Here is a 2,757-nt window from a genome sequence, read left to right as displayed (position 1 = left end):
CACCCCCATGGAATACGGACCGTCCATCCATGGTGTGGGCGAACAGAACTTCCTCTATTTCCGCGACCCCTCGGGCCTGCGTGTGGAACTGAACTCCGGCGGCTACCGCAACTACGTGCCGGACTGGGATGCCAACACCTGGAAGCCCTCGGAAGGTTCCAACAACTTCTACAAGAACGGTGCCATGCCGCACTCCATGACCGAGTCCTTCCCGCCCGCCGACGGATTCACCGCCACCGAGGAAGGTGCTTCCGCCGAGATGAAGGAAGCCCTCCTGAACCCCTACGCCAAGCAGGGCCGGGGCTAATGACGCAGCCAAACTATGCATTGATCCGCTTCCAGGAGCCCGGCGAAGCCAAGCCCAAAACCGGTCTTGTGGTGGGAGAACGTGTCCGCCCGTTAGACGGAGACATCAACTCGATCATCCAGCACTGGGCCACCACCGAAGCCGAACTGGACACCCTGGCCGCCTCTGCGGGACACGAGGCAGGCTTTGAGCTGACCGGCGTTGAGGTCCTTGCTCCGGTGGAACCAGCCCAAGTACTCCAAACCGGTGCCAACTACCGCAAGCACGTGATCGACCTCGCCGTGGCTCACCGGGAAGCCGGCCAGGACGCGGAAGAAGTTCGCGCCAAGACCGCGGCCATGATGGACCAGCGCGCGGGCCAGGGCACCCCGTACTTCTTCATTGGTCTTCCTACGGCCATCGCATCAGCCACGGATGACCTCACCCTCCCGGCCTACAGCAAGTCACACGACTGGGAGTTGGAACTCGCGGCCGTAATCGGCAAAGAGGCTTTCCGGGTGAGTCCCGAGGAGGCCCTGGAGTACGTCTTCGGGTACACCATGGTTAACGACATCACCACGCGCGAGTACGTCTTCCGGAAGGACATGCCGGCTATTGGCTCAGACTGGTACCGGGCTAAAAACGCACCCGGTTTCCTGCCCACGGGACCACTGCTGGTGCCGGCCAAGTTCTTCGGTGACCCGCAGGACGTCCACGTCACGCTGAAACTCAACGGCAAAGCCATGCAGGATGAATCCACCCAAGACATGATTTTCGGCGTCGCCAAGCTGGTCAGTGAAGCGTCCCAGACGATGCCTTTGAAGCCAGGTGACCTGGTGCTGACCGGCAGTCCGGCCGGAAACGGCCAGCACTGGGGACGACTCCTGCAGGACGGCGACGTCATGGAAGGCACCATCACGGGGCTGGGAACCCAACTGATCCACTGCAAGGACGAACAGTGACCACCGATGCCGTGCACGTTGACCTGATCCAGCGGGATGATCCGCTGGGCAGTATCACCGCCGCCGCCAAGCAGTACAACAACTGGGGCCGCTGGGGCGAAGATGATGTGCTCGGTACGTTGAACTTCGTTGATAACGGCAAGCGCGTGGAAGCGGCACAGCTGGTGAAGTCCGGGGAGGCGTTCTCCTTGTCCCAGCCGTTCGACACCAACGGTCCCCAGAAGGGGTGGCGCCGCCGCACCAACCCGGTCCACACCATGACCGATACCGGTGTGGACGCCGAGCGGGGGAACCAGGGCTTCCCGCACGGCTTCGGGGGCGCCGATGACGTCATCGCCATGCCGCTGCAATGTTCCACCCAGTGGGACGGGCTTGGCCATATTTTTGACCGCGGCAAAGCATGGAACGGCCGCGCGGCGGGGGATGTAGTTACGTCCGAGGGCGACCTCTTCACAGGGATCGAAACGGCAGCGGCCAAGATCGTGACCCGCGGCGTGCTCCTGGATGTGGGGCGCGCGCTGGGTCCGGATCTGGGAAGGACCGACGGCGAACTGCCCGACGGTTTCGCCATCACCCCGGAACATCTGGAATTGACCATCGAACGTCAGGGTTCCAGCGCTGAGGTTCGCCGGGGCGACATCGTGGTGATCCGTACGGGTCAGTACAGCCGGGTCCGACGCGAGGGATGGGGCGATTACGCTGGCGGGTCCGCCCCGGGTTTGTCCTTCAGCACGGCCCGATGGCTGCATACCTCCGAAATCGCCGGAATCGCTACGGACACGTGGGGGTTTGAGGTTCGGCCGAATGAGTTTGACGGAGCCTTCCAGCCCCTGCACCAGATCGCCATTCCCAACCTTGGATTGTTCTTGGGGGAAATGTGGGATCCGGATGCGCTTGCTCAGGCATGTGCCGCCGATGGCAGGTACGACTTCATGTTGACCGCCGCCCCGCTTCCCATCACCGGGGCTGTGGGTTCGCCAGTCAATCCCATCGCAGTCCGCTGACGCTTCCGTCACCGCAAGCAGCACAATAGGCAGTAAAGCCGTCACCACAAAGGAGTCAGAGATGGCAGCAGTACAGAGGGTTGGAATCGTTGGAGCGGGGGCCGCCGGCCTTACTGCAGCCATCCTCCTGGCCGAGGCAGGTGTTGAGGTTGAGGTCCTGGAGAAGGCCGCTGAACCCCAAACCCTGGGCTCCGGCATCACGCTCCAGGGAAACGCCCTGCGGATTCTCCGCGACCTGGGCGTTTGGGAGCAGGTGCAAGCGAAAGGGTACTCGTTCAGCACCCTGGGCCTGCGGGCTCCGGACCCCGCCGGAACCGTCGTTGCAGTCCTTGAGGACATCCGGACCGGCGGCGAGGACCTTCCCGCAACACTGGGAATGTATCGCCCTGATTTGACTGCCATTCTCCGTGGGCGCGCCGAGCAAGCCGGCACCCGCATCAGCTATGGCAAGACAGTCACCGAAATAGCCGACGACGGCGGCACCGTCACGGTCCTCACGGCCGAC

At 63.1% G+C, this 2,757-nt stretch carries 3 protein-coding genes and 1 pseudogene; all 4 read left to right on the top strand.

Features of this window, described 5'->3' with window-relative positions:
* Nucleotides 1-307, top strand: a pseudogene (locus HP499_RS23190) (catechol 1,2-dioxygenase); the annotation flags it as partial.
* Nucleotides 307-1,248, top strand: coding sequence for a fumarylacetoacetate hydrolase family protein (locus HP499_RS23185; RefSeq protein WP_172326412.1), 942 nt, complete (start codon nt 307-309; stop codon nt 1,246-1,248). The pseudogene HP499_RS23190 and the gene HP499_RS23185, both read left to right, overlap by 1 nt.
* Complete coding sequence (locus HP499_RS23180; RefSeq protein WP_309138438.1) at nt 1,245-2,252, top strand: cyclase family protein; 1,008 nt, start codon at nt 1,245-1,247, stop codon at nt 2,250-2,252. The genes HP499_RS23185 and HP499_RS23180 overlap by 4 nt, the downstream gene beginning before the upstream one ends.
* Nucleotides 2,253-2,313: 61 nt before the next feature.
* On the top strand, nt 2,314-2,757 hold a 444-nt coding region (locus tag HP499_RS23175; RefSeq protein ID WP_172326411.1), incomplete at its 3' end, for an FAD-dependent monooxygenase.

It is taken from the genome of Paenarthrobacter sp. CM16 (assembly GCF_013179505.1).
GTDB lineage: Bacteria > Actinomycetota > Actinomycetes > Actinomycetales > Micrococcaceae > Arthrobacter.
Note: the sequence above shows the minus strand (reverse complement) of the source record. Positions and strands in the feature narration are given on the sequence as shown.